Here is a 15,087-nt window from a genome sequence, read left to right on the forward strand (position 1 = left end):
GGCTGCTTGTTCATAGGAGTGGCTGCGGGTTAGTTCGGCAACTATCATGCCAATAAGCGGACCGATCTTCACAGGGAGATGACCGAGCTGCGACCTTTCGCGCCAATCCGGCTCCGACAGGCGAGGGCAGCGAACAACTTTCGCGGACGCTGCATGTCTAAACCCGTTTGCCTTGCAAGTTTTTCCACGGCAATATGCCGCCAAAACAACCATGAGAACGGGAAGACAAAATGGCGGCTCCCATCAAATTCGGCGTTGGCCAAAGCGTGCTGCGCAAGGAGGATGACGCACTCATCCGCGGCAAGGGCCGCTATACCGACGATTACACGCCGCAGGCCGCGCTCCGCTGCTTGATGCTGCGCTCGCCGCACGCGCATGCCAAATACACCATCGATGTGAGCCGTGCCCGCGGCTTACCCGGCGTCGCGCTGATCCTGACTGCCGAGGACGTCAAGGATCTCGGCAATCTGCCGTGCCTGTTCAACCTCGAGACTGATCCCTTCACCGGCCCGCCATACCCGATCCTCGCCAAGGATGAGGTGCGTCATGTCGGCGATGCCGTCGCCTTCGTCGTCGCCGAGACCATCGATCAGGCCCGTGACGCGATCGAGGCAATCGACGTCAAATGGAGCCCGCTGCCGGCGGTGACCGGCGTCGTCAACGCCGTGAAGCCCGGGGCCCCGCAGGTCTGGCCGGACAAGCCAGGCAACGTGCTGTTCGACGTCTCGATCGGCGACAAGCAAGCGACCGAAGCCGCCTTCGCCAAGGCGCATGCGGTCGCCGAAATCTCCATCGTCAATCCGCGCGTGGTCGCGAGCTTCATGGAGACGCGCGCGGCCGTCTGCGAATACGACACCAAGCGCGACCATCTGACGCTGACCGTCGGCAGCCAGGGCAGCCATCGCCTGCGCGACATCCTCTGCCAGAACGTGCTCCACATCCCCACCGACAAGATGCGGGTGATCTGCCCCGACGTCGGCGGCGGTTTCGGCACAAAGCTGTTTCCGTACCGGGAATACGCCCTGATGGCGGTCGCGGCGCGACAGCTGAAGAAGGCGGTAAAGTGGGCGGCCGATCGCTCCGAGCATTTCATGGGCGACGCGCAGGGCCGCGACAACGTCACCACCGCCAAGATGGCGCTGGCCGAGGACGGCAAGTTCCTCGCGATGGATTGCGACCTGATGGGCGACATGGGCGCGTATCTGTCGACCTTCGGGCCCTACATCCCGCACGGCGGCGCCGGCATGCTGCCGGGCCTCTACGACATCCAAGCCTTCCATTGCCGGGTGCGCACCATCTTCACCCACAGCGTGCCGGTCGACGCCTATCGCGGTGCCGGGCGGCCGGAGGCAGCCTACGTCATCGAACGCCTCGTGGACGCCTGCGCGCGCAAACTCGAGATGACGCCGGATACCATCCGTCGGAAGAATTTCATTTCGCCGAAGGCGCTGCCTTATAAGACCGCGACCGGCAAGGTCTACGATTCCGGCGACTTCGCCGCGCATCTGAAGCGTGCGATGGAGATCGCGGAATGGAAGGAGTTTGGAAAGCGCGCCAAGGCGGCCAAGAAGCAGGGGTTGATCCGCGGCATCGGCCTTGCGAGCTATGTCGAGATTTGCGGCGTGATGGGTGAGGAGACGGCCAACGTCCGCCTCGATCCCAATGGCGACGTCACCGTCCTGATCGGCACGCAATCGAGCGGGCAGGGTCATCAGACCGCCTATGCGCAGATCGTCGCCGAACAGTTCGGCCTGCCGCCGGAGCGTGTGCATATCCACCAGGGCGACACCGACGAGATTGCGACGGGTCTCGGCACCGGCGGTTCGGCCTCGATTCCCACTGGCGGCGTCTGCGTGGAGCGTGCTGCGGGCGATCTCGGCAAGAAGCTGAAGGAGTTCGCAGCGCAGGCGCTGGAAGCGAGCGCGGGCGACCTCGAGATCACCGACGGCGTGATCCGGATCGCCGGCACCGACCGCTCGATCTCCTTTGCCGACCTCGCCAAGCGGCCCGGCGCCGATTCGTCGAAGCTCAACGGCAGCGCCACCTTCGCCAGCGCCGACGGCACCTATCCCAACGGCACGCATCTGGCGGAGGTCGAGCTCGATCCGGCCACCGGCATCATCAAGATCGTCAACTATGTGATCGTCGATGATTTCGGCAAGACGCTCAATCCGCTGCTGCTGGCGGGGCAGGTGCATGGCGGCGCCATGCAGGGCATCGGCCAGGCCTTGATGGAGCAGGTGGTCTATGGCGCGAGCGACGGCCAGCTCATCACCGCGACCTACATGGACTACGCGCTGCCGCGCGCGACGGACGGGCCGGCCTTCGTGTTCGAGACCAACAACGTCCCCTGCAAGACCAATCCGCTGGGCGTGAAGGGGGCGGGCGAGGCCGGCGCGATCGGCTCCTGTCCGGCCGTCGTCAACGCCATCGTCGATGCGCTCTGGCGCGAATACAAGATCGACCACATCGACATGCCGGCAACGCCCGAGCGGGTGTGGATCGCGATCAACGAGCATCACCGCCGTCACAGTCTCTAGGCCCAGAACCTCCGCGCGGGAATAAACGCCCTGCGCGGGGTTCTATTCATGATGGCCGAATTCCCCCAACCGCCTCGGAGACACAAGCCGATGAGACGAACGATGATTGTCGCGGGTACCCTGCTGCTGGGTGTGGGCGCCGTGATGGCGCAGCAGGAGATCGCCGTTCAGCAGGACAATCTGATGCGCTCGATCGCCAAGAATCAGTATGGCATCATCCAGAAGATGACCAAGGGCGACATCCCCTATGACCAGAAAGCGGTCGATCAGGCCATCGCCAGCATGGAAGCGGATGTCGCCAAGATCGCCAAGACCTTCGAGGTCAATCCCAAGCAGGACGTGGTGAACGCGACCTACGGCGCCTCGCAAAAGGTCTGGCAGAACAAGGCCGATTTCGACTCCAAGATCCCTCCGGTGCAGAAGGCGATCGCCGACGTCAAAGGCAAGATCACCAATGTCGCGAGCCTGAAAGCGGCCTATACGGCGATCAACGATCGCTGCACCGACTGCCACGAGACGTATCGGGTGAAGTTGAAATAATAAGACCACTAGGACTCACGAAAGGGCGGTTGCGAAAGCAGCCGCCTTTTTGCGCGACCATGGGCCGCGAGTCGCAGCGCAGCTCGGCAGGAAATTCCTCCGCAAGGCCTGACGGACCGCCGTGAGAGTGGTTATCTTTGCTTCAGCCGCCGCGGCATTGATGTGAGCTGTTGGATGCTGGCGCATCTCGCGCCTGACTGCCTCATGACAGGAGTTCCAACGCCCGGCGAGGAACTGAATCAACAGCGAGATAGGCCATGGCAAAACCGTTCCCGTCGAAGACCCACATCGGCAACCATATGCTGCATCCGGAAACCTTGATGCTGACCTATGGCTATGACCCGCAACTGTCGGAAGGCGCCATCAAACCGCCGGTGTTCCTGACCTCGACCTTCGTGTTCAAGACGGCCGATGACGGCCAGGACTTCTTCGACTACGTCGCCGGCCGGCGCGAGCCGCCGGAAGGGATGGGCGCGGGCCTGGTCTATTCGCGCTTCAATCATCCCAACAGCGAGATCGTCGAGGATCGGCTATCGATCTACGAGCGCACCGAGAGTTGCGCCCTGTTCTCGTCCGGCATGGCGGCCATCGCAACCACGATCCTGGCTTTCGTTCGCCCCGGCGACGTCATTCTGCACTCCCAGCCGCTCTATGGCGGGACGGAAACCCTGCTGACGAATACGCTTGCGCGTCTTTCGATCGGCGCCGTCGGTTTTGCCGACGGCATCGACGAGGCGGCAGTCAAGCAGGCCGCGGAGGAAGCCATGCGCAAGGGCCGGGTGTCGATGATCCTGATCGAAACTCCCGCCAACCCGACCAACGGGCTGGTCGACATCGCGATGATGCGCCGTGTCGCCGAAGTCATCGGAAAGGCTCAGGGACACACACCGATCATCGCCTGCGACAATACGCTGCTCGGACCGGTGTTTCAGCGGCCGATCGAGCACGGCGCAGATATTTCCTTGTACTCGCTCACGAAATATGTCGGCGGTCACTCCGACCTGATCGCGGGCGCCGCGCTCGGCTCGAAGGCGCTCATGAAGGGTATCAAGGCGCTGCGCGGCGCCATCGGCACCCAGCTCGATCCGCATTCCTGCTGGATGATCAACCGGTCGCTGGAGACGCTGAGCCTGCGCATGGAAAAGGCCGATGCGAATGCGCGTCTCGTCGCGGACTATTTGCGTGATCACCCCAAGGTGGCGAAAGTCCACTATCTCGGTCACCACGAGGAAGCTTCCCCGGCCGGACGGGTGTTCGCACAGCAGTGCTCAGGCGCGGGCTCCACCTTCTCCTTCGACATCGTCGGCGGTAAGGAAGCCGCGGTCAAATTTCTCAACGCGCTTCAGATCTTCAAGCTCGCCGTGAGCCTCGGCGGAACGGAATCGCTGGCCAGCCTGCCGGCGACGATGACCCATTCCGGTGTTCCCGCCGACATCCGCCGGAAGATCGGCGTCCTCGATTCCACGATCCGGCTGTCGATCGGAATCGAAAATCCGTCGGACCTGATCGCCGACCTCGCGCAGGCGCTGAACGCAACTTGAGCGTGGCGAGAATCGAAAAGGCCGGACGCCCTCCTGGGTCCGGCCCTTCCGCGACGAAGCAGCGTTTGCGCTTACTTCGTCACCTGGCCGCGAATCTCGCCGCCCGGGTTCGCCGCCGTGTGGATGTTGATGTAGTACTTGCCGCCGAGCAGATCGGCCGCCTGCGCGTCGGTGAGCGTCGCTTCGCCCTTGACCGGGCTTGAGGCCGCATTCGGGATCGCGACCGCAACGCCGGCGTTCTTGCCCGCCTCGGCCGGGCCATGGAAATGAGCCGCGGTGGCAGGGCCAGAGAGCCCGGAATAGTTGACAGTCCAGGACAATTTCTTGCTGGCTGCATCGTAGTTCAGGTCGGCCGTTCCGCTGCCGCTGCTGGTCGTTGCGGGCACCTCGGACTTGGCGTCGAGCGTTGCTTTCAGCTTTTCGGCGCAGGCCGGGCCTGCAAAAGCGACGGCACCGAGCGCGCACATGGCGATGACGGTCTTGTTCATGACATTCTCCCTGCAAAACCCGTTCGGGCTGGCTAACTTTCAACAGTCGGCATTTCAGTTTATTCCCGTTTCCGGCCAGGGCGGGCTAAATTCTTTGTGGTTGGAGCCGCACGGAGATCGGTCATAGGTTCGCCGCAACGAATGAATGGATCAGCATGTTGCAACGAACAATTTTCGTGGCGCTGCTCGTCGCGATCGCCGCTACGGGCATCTATTGGTGGCTCAGCGCGCCGGTGGTGGCGGCTGTGAGCACCACGCCGCCGCCCCATGCGCCTGATCTTGCCAATGGCGAGGTGATGTTCAACGCCGGCGGCTGCGCGTCCTGCCACGCCGTTCCCAATCAGCCCGATCGTCTCAGGCTTGGTGGCGGCGTCGCGATCAAGTCGCCGTTCGGAACGTTCTACGCGCCGAACATCTCGCCCGATCCGGCCGACGGCATCGGCAAATGGACGGATGCCGATTTCGTCAATGCGGTGATGCACGGGGTCTCGCCGTCCGGGCAGCATTACTTTCCGGCGTTTCCCTACACCTCCTATCAGCACGCCAGGCGCGAGGACGTGCTCGATCTCTTTGCGTATCTGAAAACGCTGCCAGCGGTTGCAGGCAAAGTGCGTGACCACGACGTCGGCTTTCCGTTCGACATCCGGCGCAACATCGGTATCTGGAAGTTCTTATTTCTGGACGACAAGCCCTTCGTCGCCGACGCCGCGAAGTCGCCGGAATTCAATCGCGGCGCCTATCTCGTGAACAGCTTCGGCCATTGCGCCGAATGCCACAGCCCGCGCAACGCGCTTGGCGGCATCATCTCCGGTGAGCGGTTTGCCGGCGGGCCCAATCCGGAAGGCGAGGGGTGGGTCCCCAACATCACCCAGAAGCGTCTCGGTGACTGGAGCGCGAAGGATATTGCCTATTTCCTCAAGACCGGCGAATTGCCCGATGGCGACAGCGCCGGCGGCGCGATGACGCGCGTGATCAAGAACACCTCGCAATTGCCGGATGCGGATCTCGCGGCGATGGCGGACTACGTCAAATCGCTGCCGCCGGTGGACGGGCCGACGCCGCCCAAGCGCAAGCAGGGCAGCTAGTGTAGCTCGATCGGATGTCCGGGGTTCACCTCTCCCCAACGGGGAGGGGTCGGATTGCGCCTGGCGATGCGAAGCATCGTCTAACCAAACTCATCCCGCACTACCGACGCAGCGCTAGCTCGTGCCGAACGCCTTGAACGTGATGATGGTGAGGGTGTCCTGGATGCCCGGCAGCACCTGCACCTTCTCGTTCACGAAGTGGCCGATGTCGGTGTCCTTGTCGACGTAGAACTTCACCAGGAGGTCGTATTGGCCGGCGGTGGAGTAGATCTCGGAGGCGATTTCGGCTTCGGCGAGCGCATTGGCGACCACATAGGACTGGCCGAGCTTGCATTTGATCTGGACGAAAAAGGGAACCATCGCGGTCACTCCGAAAGCACATCTGGCCGGCTAATAGGCCAAAACGGGCCGAATTTAGCAAGCGAGCTTGCCGGCCGCCAGATGCCGGCCCAGCGCTCAGGAGGCGACGGCCGCCGCGGCGAACGCATCCCTGAGCCGCTGCGCGAGCTCGACCTTGCGATAGGGCTTGGTCAGCACGATCGCCTGCGCATGCGCGCGGCCCTGCTCCACCAGGGTCTCCAGCGCGTAGCCCGAGGTGAACAGGACCGGCAGGCCCGGGCGAATCCGCCGCGCCTGATCGGCGAGCTCCCAACCGCTCATGCCGCCGGGCATCACGATGTCGGTGAACAGCATGTCGATACTGGGGTCGGTGCGCAGCTGCTGCAGGGCCTCCTTGCCGTTGACCGCTGCGACGACGCGGTATCCGAGAGCTTCCACCCTGCGAATCGCGGAGGAGCGGACGAACGGATCGTCCTCGGCGATCAGAATGGTCTCGTAGCCTCTGGGTGCTGTGTCCTCGCCGTCCACGAGGTCGGCCTGTGTTTGCCCTGCATCAGCGCGCGGCAGGTAGATCCGGACCGTCGTCCCAAGGCCTGCCTCGCTGTAGATCGAGACATGGCCATTGGATTGCTTGGCAAAGCCATAGACCATGCTGAGGCCGAGGCCGGAGCCCTTGCCGACCTCCTTGGTGGTGAAGAACGGCTCGAAGGCGCGCGCGGTGACATCAGGCGTCATGCCTTCGCCGTCGTCGGTGACCGAGATCAACGCGTAAGTGCCGGATGCGACTTCCGGGTGAAGGACACGATAGTCGTCGTCGATCGCAACCAGCTCCGTGCTCAGCGCCAGATGTCCTCCTGACGGCATGGCATCCTGTGCGTTGAGCGCAAGGTTCAGCACCGCGGATTCGAGCTGGGTGCGGTCTGCAAAGGCCATGATCGTGCCGGGCCCGGAGCTCGTCCTGATCTCGACATTTTCGCGCAAGGTGCGCTTGAGCAGCTTGAACATGGAATCGAGCAGGCCGCGGCAATCGATCATCTGAGGCTGGAGCAACTGGCGGCGGCTGAACGCGAGCAGGCGCTGCGTCAGCTCGGCGCCCCGTTCGCCCGATTGGCAGATGTCGTCGGCAAACCGCTTGAGGTCGGGCCTCGCCTTGAGCTGCTCGCTGAGGTGCTCGGCGTTGCCGATGATGACGGTCAAGAGATTGTTGAAATCGTGCGCGATGCCGCCGGAGAGCTGGCCGACCGTCTCCATCTTCTGCGCCTGCTGGAGCTGCTGCTCGGTCAACTTGCGCGTGGTGAGGTCATGGATGATGCCGACGAAGATCAATTCGCCGTCCTGCCGCGCCTGGCCCACCGACAGGTCCATCGGAAAGGTCGATTCATCCTTGCGCAGGCCGATGGCCTCGCCGCCGGTCGCGAAATGCCCCGTGCGGCTGTCGGACGCAGCAGCTGCCTCGGGCATCAGCATGCCGATGTGCCGGCCCATCACCTCGTCAGCCCGGTAGCCGAACAAGCGCTCGCAGGCCGGATTGAACAACAGGATTCGATCCTGCGCATCGAACAGGATGACCCCGTCGACCGCGGTCTCGACGATTGCGGTGAGGCGCGCCATGCTGTCGCGCATCGCGCGCTGGGCTTCCCCGACCTGCTGGAGCAGGAGCGTCGCGTCCCGGCTCTTGATTTCCTCCTCTTCGAGCGCGGCCTGGACCTGCCGCAGCTCGAACGGAGAGGGAATCGTCAGGATCTTCGGCAGCAGCGGCCAGAGCGCAGCGGCGGTCACCACGGACGCGACCGCTGTGGTCGCCTTCACGAGGCCTTCGATGCCATAGATCGGGACCCAAAGCGTGTAGATCGACAGCACATGGGTCAGGCCGCACGCCATGATGAAGATCGCGAATGCCCAGTAGACCCAACCGAATTTGAGGTCGCGCCGCTTGGTGACGAGGATCGCGAGCGCGAACGGGATCGAAAAATAAGCGGCGGCGATGCAGGCGTCGGAAACGACATGGAGCCAGATCAGTTCGGGTTCCCACAACAGGCAAATGCCGTGCGGCGACAGCATCGAGGAGTCGAGGAGACGTTCAAAATAGGCCCACATAATTCCACCCCGGGAAGACGTGCGAGCCGGGGGCGGCTCGCGCGAATGGTGTCGCTGGACGATTCTACCACCTAACGTCTCACTCATCGGTGTGGACGCCAAGGGCAGGTTATCAAGGCTATGGCGAGGCTCGATTTTTCAGGCCGGCACGATTGCGGGGGCATGCCGCGCCGGTTGCGGGCGCGACGGGCCGCCGCGAATCATGGCGGCGGGCCGTGGCGCTTGCTGCTGTTCCACGGTCGCGCTAGGACAGGCCATGGCGGTGTCCTCCAGCACATGCATCCCGCGATGACGACCCCGGTCGCACTCACCATCGCCGGCTCCGATTCGAGCGGCGGCGCCGGCATCCAGGCGGACCTGAAGACTTTTGCCGCGCTCGGCGTCTATGGCGCCTCCGCCATCACGGCGCTGACGGCGCAGAACACGCGCGGCGTCACCGGCATTCACGCGGTGCCGGCGGAGTTCGTCACCGCACAGATCGATGCGGTGTTTTCCGATCTCGATGTCGGCGCGGTGAAGATCGGCATGGTGGCCCAGGCCGCCAGCATCGAGGCGATCGCGGCGGCGCTGTCGCGCTGGGCGCCCCGGCACGTGGTGCTCGATCCCGTGATGGTGGCAACATCAGGCGACCGGCTGCTGGCTTCCGAGGCCGTCGCAGCGTTGCGCACGAGACTGATACCGCTGGCCTCGGTGATCACGCCGAACCTGCCCGAGGCCGCTGCGCTGCTCGAGGAGCCCGTGGCGGAAAGCGAGGCCGAGATCGAAAGCCAGGGGCGCCGCGTGCTGGCGCTCGGCTGCCGCGCAGTCCTGGTCAAGGGCGGGCACGGCGAGGGCGCCGAGAGCATCGACTATCTGGTCGATGCCGACAGCACCATCGCGCTCGCTGCGCCGCGCCTCGCCACCAAGAACACCCATGGCACCGGCTGCTCGCTGTCCTCGGCCGTCGCGGCGGGGCTTGCCAGGGGCGAGGATCTCGAGCAAGCGGTGCGCAATGCCAAAGCCTGGATCAGCGCCGCGATCGGAGCCGCCGACCGCTTCAGCGTCGGGCATGGCCACGGGCCGATCCATCATTTCCACAAGTTTTACTGACGCGGGCTCGCGCGACCTCTCCCGCTTGCGGGAGAGGTCGCGCCGAAAGGCGCGGGTGAGGGCTCTCTCCACTCGGGGTCATCGCTTGAGGAGGCACCCTCACCCCAACCCTCTCCCGCAAGCGGGAGAGGGAGCGCACTTGCCTCGTGGGTTCCAGCGGCAATCTGGTCTTGCGGGGGGGCGCTGCGGCGCCATGTCGCCTGATTGTCGCATGCGACTGATATTCGCGGGGAGGGCGAGGCAAGGCGTGATTCGTATTTGAAGGTGCCTCGAAGGTTCAATCGGTCATCCCCCTGTCACGGGACATTGTTACAGGCTGGCGCATGGGAAGCTACGATGTGAGTGATGAAAGCCCGGAGCGGCGCTTTCGCACGTTGTTCATCTCCGACGTCCATCTCGGAGCCCGCGGTTCTCAAGCCGACCTTCTGCTCGACTTTCTGCGCTACCACGATGCCGACACCATCTATCTCGTCGGCGACATCGTCGACGGCTGGGCGCTGAAATCGAGCTGGCACTGGCCGCAATCGCACAACGACCTGGTCCAGAAGCTGCTGCGCAAGGCGCGCAAGGGCGCCAAAATCATCTACATTCCCGGCAATCACGACGAGTTCCTGCGCAATTATTACGGCACGCATTTCGGCGGCATCGATGTGGTCGAGAACACCGTCCATACCGGCGTGGACGGCAAGCGCTATCTCGTCATCCACGGCGACATCTTCGACCTCGTGGTGCAGAACGCGCGCTGGCTCGCCCATCTCGGCGACAAGGCCTACGACTTCGCGATCCAGATGAATCGCTTGGTCAATTTCTTCCGCCGCCTTTTCGGCGTGCCCTATTGGTCGCTGTCGCAATGGGCCAAGCAGAAGGTCAAGAATGCCGTGAACTATATCGGCGCGTTCGAGCAGGCGCTCGCCGCCGAGGCGCGGCGCCATGAGGCCGACGGCGTGATCTGCGGCCACATACACTATGCCGTGATCCGCGACGAGGCCGGCATCCGTTACATGAATTGCGGCGACTGGGTCGAGAGCTGCACGGCCCTCGTCGAGCACGACGACGGCCATTTCGAGATCATCACCTGGGCGGATCATTTGCAGAAGCCCGCACAAGTCCCGCAGGTCGCTGCAAGAGCTGCCTGATGAGAGCTGCCTGATGCGCATCCTGGTCGCGACCGACGCCTGGCACCCGCAAGTCAACGGTGTGGTTCGGACGCTGACCAAGCTTGCTGACGCCGCCGAGGGGCTCGGCGTCGCGTTCACGTTCCTGACGCCGCAATCGTTCCGCACCTTCGCGATGCCGAGCTATCGCGACGTGCGCCTCGCGATGCCGCGTCCGGCGCGAATTGCAAAGCTGATCGAGGAGGCGCGCCCGGACAGCATCCACATTGCGACGGAGGGGCCGATCGGCCTGATGGTCCGCCGCTATTGCCGCCAGCGTAAGCTGCCGTTCACGACCAGCTTCCACACCCGCTTTCCCGAATATGTCCGTGCCCGCGTGCCGGTGCCGGGCTCGCTGATCTGGCGCGCGCTGCGCCGCTTCCATGCGCCCAGCCGTGCCGTGATGGCGGCAACGCCTGCGCTCGCCCGCGAGCTCGGCGATCGCGGCTTCGACAATGTCGTGCTGTGGCCGCGCGGCGTCGACACCGATTTGTTCCACCCGCGCGCGATCGACCTCTGTCTGCCGGCGCCGGTGTTCCTGTCGGTCGGCCGGGTTGCGGTGGAGAAGAATCTCAAGGCCTTTCTCGATCTCGATCTGCCCGGTACCAAGGTGATCGTCCGGTCACGGTCCGGCGCGCGCCTCGCTCGAAGAGGCCTATCCCGATGCGATCTTCCTTGGCGAGAAGCACGGCGAGGCGCTGGCGGAAATCTATGCTGCGGCCGACGTCTTCGTGTTCCCGAGCAAGACCGACACGTTCGGCCTGGTCCTACTGGAAGCGCTCGCGAGCGGCCTGCCGGTGGCGGCCTTCCCGGTGAAGGGTCCCCGCGACGTGATCGGCAATGCGCCGGTCGGCGTTCTCGATCACGATCTGCGCAGCGCCTGTTTCGCCGCGCTCGACATCTCCCGGCAGGACTGCGTCGCGTTCGCCGCCAATTACACCTGGGAGGCTTCGGCCAGGGCTTTCGTGGCTAGCATCGAGGCGGGCGGCGCGGTACTGCCCGGCCGGAACAGGGCGGAACAGCCACGCTTCGTCGCCTGACGGGGAAAATCCTCGCGGGGAGGTGTCTTGCCCGCGGCTCGTCGGCCGCGATAAAGTCGGCCATGACCGAACAGCTCCTTCCGGTCGGCCCCGCCGACATCGACGCCGCAGCGCGCGTGATCGCGCCTTACGCCATCCGCACCCCGCTGTTGTCTTTTCCCGTGCTCAACGAGCGCGTCGGCGCAAAGGTCTTCCTGAAGCCGGAAATGCTCCAGCGCACCGGCTCCTTCAAGTTCCGCGGCGCCTTCAACAAAGTGTTCTCGATTCCGCAGGACAAGCGCGCCGGCGGCGTCGTCGCGTTCTCCTCGGGCAACCACGCCCAGGGCGTGGCGGCCGCGGCAAAAATCCTCGACATGCAGGCGACGATCGTGATGCCGGCGGATGCGCCGCTGTCCAAGCGCGAGCGCACCAAATCCTACGGCGCAGAGGTCGTGCTGTACGATCGCGATCGCGACGACCGCGAGGCGATCTCGCGCGGCGTCGCCGAGAAGCGCGGCGCGACGCTGGTCAAGCCGTATGACGATCCCTTCGTGATTGCGGGGCAGGGCACCGCCGGCCGCGAGATCGCCGAGGACATGGCGGGCCTCGGCCTTGCCCCCGATATCGTGGTGGCGCCGGCCTCCGGCGGCGGTCTGATCGCGGGCGTCGCCACGGCGGTGAAAGCGCGCTATCCGCTAGCCGAGATCGTGGTCGCCGAGCCCGAGGCGTTCGACGATCACGGCATTTCGCTGACCGCCGGCCATCGTGAGCCGCATCCGCCGGCGGGCCGCACCATCTGCGATGCGCTGATGGCCCTGATGCCCGGCGAGATGACCTTTGCGATCAACAGCAAGCTGCTTGCGCGCGGCGTCACCGCATCGGATGCCGAAGTCGGTGCGGCCGTGGCGTTCGCCTATCGCGAGCTGAAGCTCGTAGTGGAGCCGGGCGGCGCCGTCGGCCTTGCCGCGCTGCTCGCGGGACGTCTCGACGTCGTCGGCAAGAACGTCGTCATCGTGCTCTCCGGCGGCAATGTCGATGCGGAGTTGTTCGCCGAGCTGGTGGCTTAGGCGTCATTCCGGGGCGCGCGCGAGCGCGAACCCGGAATCCATTTCCCCACCGACCCTGCTGCACGATGGATTCCGGGCCTGCGCCTCTCGGCGCATCTCGGAATGACAATGTTCAGAGCTGACATGAAGAAAGGGGCAGAGCGTTGCCGCTCCGCCCCCTTGTCGTGTGCGCTTCTTGCGCGATCAGTGCATGAAGCTCCGGCGATTGTTGCCGCCGCCCGTGCTCGGCGCCTGGTTCATCGACTGCCGGAAGTTGTTGCTGCTGTTGACCATGCGGTTCGGCATCGTGTTGAGCTGCGGACGATTGGTCTGCACGTTATTCTGCACCTGCACCTTGTTCACCGGATTGTTGTTGAGCTTCACGATACCGGTGTTGCCGTTGTTGATGCGGATCGGCTGGTTCTGGGTCTGAACGGGCTTCACATCGACATTCGAGCCATCCTTGCCGACATTCACCGGCATGCTCACGATCTTGCCCGGCTTGCCGTTGGCGTTGCCGGCATTCGGCTTGGTGTTGGTCACCGGCAGCGTCACGATCTTGCCGGTGCCGCCAGTGTTGTTGCTCGTGTTGGTCGGCGCGGGCAGGGTGACGATCTTGCCCGGGGTCTGCGACGGCGTGCCGTTCGGCTGGTTGTTGCCTGAGGACAGGTTGATGATCTGGCCACCATTGCCGAGCTTGCCGATGACGTTGCCGTCGATCGGCTTCTGCACGACCGGCAGATTGCCGTTCACTTGCGCGCCGCCATTGCCCTGCTGCATCAGCGGCATGTATTTGGGCTGGCCGAGATTGCCGATCTTCAGCGTCGGGGCGATGTTCTGTGGCGCCAGGAACTTGGTCGCTTGCATCAACGGGATCTGCTTCGGCTGCGCCTGCAGTTTCAGCGCGACTTGCGCATAGGGGCTGTTGCTGTAGCTGTCATAGAAGCTCTTGTAGCCGAGCGGCGAGTTCGCGAGCACGGCCTTGTGCCAGGCCTGCGAGACCAGGAGATTGTTGAGCAGCCAGCGGATGTGGTCGCACAGCGGATCGTGCGGGTACATCTGGATGAACTCCTGATAATATTCCGGCCGTCCCTCGGACACGACGTAATCATAGGCCTGGCGGGTCGAGCGGCTCGGCAGGTTGGAGGCCATCTGCACCACCGGCGCTTTCACCGGCGCGCGGTTGGCGGCAACGGCGGTGTCGCCGAAGAAGGTGAAGTCGCTCGTCAACGACGAGCTCTCCCACGGAATCTGCGCACCGCTGGTGGTCTGGTTCACCTGCAGGCGTACGCGCTTGAACAGCTGCTCGATCGGCACATTGGGCTCGCGTGCGACGTTGAGGAAGGCTTGCGTGTAGGGGCTGTGGCCGCTGGTGCCGTCGAGCGCTTCGGCGCCCGGCGCGGTCGAGTAGCCGACGATCGAGCCGTTCGGCGCATCGACGATGGCTAGGCCGCGGCCGGCGTCGTTGACTTGGGGGAACGGGTTGTTGCGGCAGGCATCGAGGATGACGATGCGCATGCGGCTCGGGATCGTCTCCAGCGTCGACATCACATCGACCAGGCGCACCGAGTTGTTGACCAGCTCGGTCGGGCTCGACACCTTGGCGTCGACGGGTACGAGATAATTCTCGCCGGCGAGCTGCACGCCGTGACCGGCGTAATAGACCATGGCCACCGTGTTCGGACCGCGCGAAGCGACCTTGGCGGAAAAGTCCTGCACCACGCGCAGCATGTCGTTCTGGGTCAGGTCAGTCGCGGCGACCACCTCGAAGCCTGCCGAGTTCAGGAATTGCGCCATCGATTGCGCGTCATCGTCGGGGTTCGCAAGTTGCGGCGCGTTCTGGTAGTTCGCATTGCCGATCACCAGCGCCACCCGCTGCTCCGGGCCTTGCAGCGCGGTGGGAGCCGGCTGGGCCGGGGCGACTTGCGCGGAAACGGGCCCGCAGGTGAAGCCGAACAGGCTTCCCAAGAGGCTAGCCGTCATCAGGAAAGGCTTTAGGCGGAACATGGCGTGCTCCTTTGCCACTCATCTCGATGCGAGATTGGTTGCGAGCAAGCCTGGGCGCGTTCAAGTCCGGCGTCCGTGATCCCTATCACGATGGTAAGTTGCGTGATCTGAATCACGCTTAGAACCCGCTATGGTTGGGGAT

The 15,087-nt window shown here is 64.3% G+C and carries 11 protein-coding genes and 1 pseudogene; 8 read left to right on the forward strand and 4 right to left on the reverse strand.

What is annotated here, in order from left to right; all coding sequences use genetic code 11:
• Positions 1–230: 230 nt before the first annotated feature.
• From ACNJX8_RS14760 to ACNJX8_RS14770, 3 genes are all read left to right on the forward strand, one after another.
• Positions 231–2,540: a xanthine dehydrogenase family protein molybdopterin-binding subunit gene (locus tag ACNJX8_RS14760; RefSeq protein ID WP_439361205.1), complete on the forward strand. Its 2,310-nt coding sequence runs from the start codon at positions 231–233 to the stop codon at positions 2,538–2,540.
• Between the two features lie 90 nt (positions 2,541–2,630).
• The gene (locus tag ACNJX8_RS14765; protein WP_128944941.1) at positions 2,631–3,080 is read left to right on the forward strand and encodes a cytochrome c; all 450 of its coding nucleotides are present in this window, start codon (positions 2,631–2,633) and stop codon (positions 3,078–3,080) included.
• A 257-nt stretch (positions 3,081–3,337) separates the two neighbouring features.
• Positions 3,338–4,621, forward strand: a complete 1,284-nt coding sequence (locus ACNJX8_RS14770) for a cystathionine gamma-synthase family protein (protein ID WP_439361206.1) — start codon at positions 3,338–3,340, stop codon at positions 4,619–4,621.
• 71 nt (positions 4,622–4,692) lie between these two features.
• Here ACNJX8_RS14770 and ACNJX8_RS14775 read toward each other — a convergent pair whose 3' ends face one another.
• Positions 4,693–5,109, reverse strand: coding sequence for a CHRD domain-containing protein (locus ACNJX8_RS14775; RefSeq protein WP_249756721.1), 417 nt, complete (start codon positions 5,107–5,109; stop codon positions 4,693–4,695).
• A gap of 155 nt (positions 5,110–5,264) precedes the next feature.
• Between ACNJX8_RS14775 and ACNJX8_RS14780 the strand changes: the two genes are divergently transcribed.
• Positions 5,265–6,194 (forward strand): c-type cytochrome, encoded by a 930-nt coding sequence (locus ACNJX8_RS14780; protein WP_439361207.1) that lies wholly within the window; start codon positions 5,265–5,267, stop codon positions 6,192–6,194.
• Between the two features lie 114 nt (positions 6,195–6,308).
• On the opposite strand, the gene ACNJX8_RS14785 is transcribed toward ACNJX8_RS14780, so the two are convergent.
• Together ACNJX8_RS14785 and ACNJX8_RS14790 are read right to left on the reverse strand one after the other, a co-directional pair.
• The gene (locus ACNJX8_RS14785; protein WP_091891994.1) at positions 6,309–6,554 is read right to left on the reverse strand and encodes an Lrp/AsnC ligand binding domain-containing protein; all 246 of its coding nucleotides are present in this window, start codon (positions 6,552–6,554) and stop codon (positions 6,309–6,311) included.
• Positions 6,555–6,650: 96 nt separating this feature from the next.
• Positions 6,651–8,630: a PAS domain S-box protein gene (locus ACNJX8_RS14790; protein WP_439361208.1), complete on the reverse strand. Its 1,980-nt coding sequence runs from the start codon at positions 8,628–8,630 to the stop codon at positions 6,651–6,653.
• A 288-nt stretch (positions 8,631–8,918) separates the two neighbouring features.
• On the opposite strand from ACNJX8_RS14790, the gene thiD reads away from it, so the two are divergent.
• From thiD to ACNJX8_RS14810, 4 genes and pseudogenes are all read left to right on the forward strand, one after another.
• Entirely contained in the window at positions 8,919–9,719 is an 801-nt protein-coding gene (gene thiD / locus ACNJX8_RS14795) for a bifunctional hydroxymethylpyrimidine kinase/phosphomethylpyrimidine kinase (protein WP_439361913.1), read from the forward strand.
• A 323-nt stretch (positions 9,720–10,042) separates the two neighbouring features.
• Positions 10,043–10,855: a UDP-2,3-diacylglucosamine diphosphatase gene (locus ACNJX8_RS14800; RefSeq protein ID WP_091891998.1), complete on the forward strand. Its 813-nt coding sequence runs from the start codon at positions 10,043–10,045 to the stop codon at positions 10,853–10,855.
• A 13-nt stretch (positions 10,856–10,868) separates the two neighbouring features.
• Positions 10,869–11,913: pseudogene (locus ACNJX8_RS14805) on the forward strand (glycosyltransferase family 4 protein).
• Positions 11,914–11,975: 62 nt separating this feature from the next.
• Positions 11,976–12,959, forward strand: coding sequence for a threonine/serine dehydratase (locus tag ACNJX8_RS14810; protein ID WP_439361209.1), 984 nt, complete (start codon positions 11,976–11,978; stop codon positions 12,957–12,959).
• A gap of 183 nt (positions 12,960–13,142) precedes the next feature.
• Here the strand turns inward: ACNJX8_RS14810 and ACNJX8_RS14815 are convergent, their stop codons facing one another.
• Complete coding sequence (locus ACNJX8_RS14815; protein WP_439361210.1) at positions 13,143–14,945, reverse strand: caspase family protein; 1,803 nt, start codon at positions 14,943–14,945, stop codon at positions 13,143–13,145.
• Between the last annotated feature and the right edge of the window lie 142 nt (positions 14,946–15,087).

Source organism: Bradyrhizobium sp. SPXBL-04, from assembly GCF_051853035.1.
In the GTDB taxonomy this organism is placed as follows: Bacteria; Pseudomonadota; Alphaproteobacteria; order Rhizobiales; family Xanthobacteraceae; genus Bradyrhizobium; species Bradyrhizobium zhanjiangense.